Source organism: Nioella ostreopsis, from assembly GCF_004000255.1.
GTDB lineage: Bacteria > Pseudomonadota > Alphaproteobacteria > Rhodobacterales > Rhodobacteraceae > Nioella > Nioella ostreopsis.
On the sequence record NZ_RCIQ01000067.1, the window covers coordinates 1 to 1,658 of the forward strand.

The 1,658-nt window shown below is 50.8% G+C and carries 2 protein-coding genes; both read left to right on the plus strand.

The genetic code is table 11. From position 1 onward, the window contains the following. Positions 1-153: 153 nt before the first annotated feature. Positions 154-423 carry an HNH endonuclease gene (locus tag EP237_RS23880; protein ID WP_127563101.1) on the plus strand — a complete coding sequence of 90 codons (270 nt, stop codon included), beginning with the start codon at positions 154-156 and terminating at the stop codon, positions 421-423. Between the two features lie 356 nt (positions 424-779). Then, positions 780-1,343 (plus strand): hypothetical protein, encoded by a 564-nt coding sequence (locus EP237_RS22810; protein ID WP_127563102.1) that lies wholly within the window; start codon positions 780-782, stop codon positions 1,341-1,343. Positions 1,344-1,658 lie beyond the last annotated feature (315 nt).

Consider the following 1,658-nt stretch of genomic DNA (forward strand, 5'->3'; position numbering starts at 1 on the left):
TTCCACAGAATCGGCGGGAAGCGGAAATTCGCTTCGATCTTGACCAATGACCGCAATGCGCTTCCTTTACTCAGAGTATACCAGCTGACCATTTGCATCCATCCACTTATTCAGTGCTTCCCATCAAGGCAGTAAAACCCTAATTGTCACGAGATGAATTGCTGCGTCCTTTGTAAGTCCCAACTGTCCGAACATGAAAAACCAGAGCACATCTTGCTTGATGCTTTTGGTGGTCGGAAAACCACACGCGATGTGCTGTGTTCTGTTTGTAACAACAAGATGGGCGCAGGCCCAGACAAAGACTTGGCTGAGTCTGTCGCGCCCCTGCGTACAATCGCGAACCTGAAAAGCGGCTCGCGAAAGAAAGCTCCCTCACTGCATGAGAAGCCTGCATCTGGCGATTCTTACGATTTAGGACATTAAGGCGTTCCGATCCCTAAGATATCGAAGCCACTCAAATTCGGAGAGGACGAAGCGGGCAACAAAACACTTTCAATCAATGCAAGAGACGAGGACCACTTAGAGCAACTTCTGACAGCAGCGGTGAACGCGTTGAGATTGTCAGTGGAGGCGGGCGAGGCTTTCAAAGCGACAGTCCGTAGCGAGGCAATAATAAAAAGTAGCCCTGCGCCTCAGTTTAATGGTCAAATTCAGTTGGGATTAGGCCGTTCCCAAGAAGCCATGGCAAATGCCTTTTGCTTTGGGCGGAGTTGGTTGGAAACGCTGAGGTCTGTTCTGAAGGGTATGACGATGTTCAGGAGTTCGCCCTTAACTCGACTATGCCTGCTTCGAAAAACTTTACGTTTGGAACTGACACGCGTGAACTTCCTGAGCTGCCTGAGGGTTTTGGTGAAAACACGAATGTCATCTGGGTTGGAAGCAATGATGAGGGTGTAGTTCGTGGTTACTTCCGCCTCTACGGAGCGGTGGGGTGGACGTTTATGTTATGCGAGGCGTCACCGCACCGAAACCAGCGGACCGTGCTCATTTCAGACCCGATGAACCAATCGAAATGGGTATCCGGCCCAGAGCATGCCGACATCCTCAGTTTTGACTGGGTCGGGGAACGCCCTCGCTACGAGGACATTGATTGGAGCGTTGCGCAAGCCAAGTTTTCCATCATGATGGCTCACGGTCATGAGCAAATGCGGGAGCAAGCTGTTTCACAAATCGTTCAAGATACGATCCTTGAGTTTTGTGTTGAAGAAGGTGGCCTTGTTCCGGAGGAGAGGATTTCAGAGTTTTCCGAACGATTGGCTTACAAGTTTACACATCAGGTCATGAGGTTGCCCCACGAAGAACTCCTGCAAAATCGAAAAAAAGCCGGCGAGAATAAGAATTAAATGCGCGATTGCGAACGCGGAGTTTCGGGCCTGCTCCTGTAGAAAACCCCTAAAAATGTGGACCCGAGCAGCCACTGAAATCATGCATGCAGCGAATGGCGGCTATGCATGCTACAACAGCAGCAACTTGACACCGCTTTGAGTGACCGCTTTGGGCCACGAGCAACGCGAAATCATGCATGGTTGATGGAGCCGCCGCTGCAGCGCCGCAAGTCTGGTTTGAGCCCATTTTGACAAATTTCTGCGTCGCGGCAAAGCGCTCTTGAGCCTCCCCATCTGAATTGGTCCACCGTTATGTTTAGGAAACGGAGGACA

Coding starts and splice junctions, on each gene's coding strand:
- EP237_RS23880 (WP_127563101.1), top strand. CDS start 154: ATGAATTGCTGCGTCCTTTGTAAGTCCCAACTGTCCGAACATGAAAAA.
- EP237_RS22810 (WP_127563102.1), top strand. CDS start 780: ATGCCTGCTTCGAAAAACTTTACGTTTGGAACTGACACGCGTGAACTT.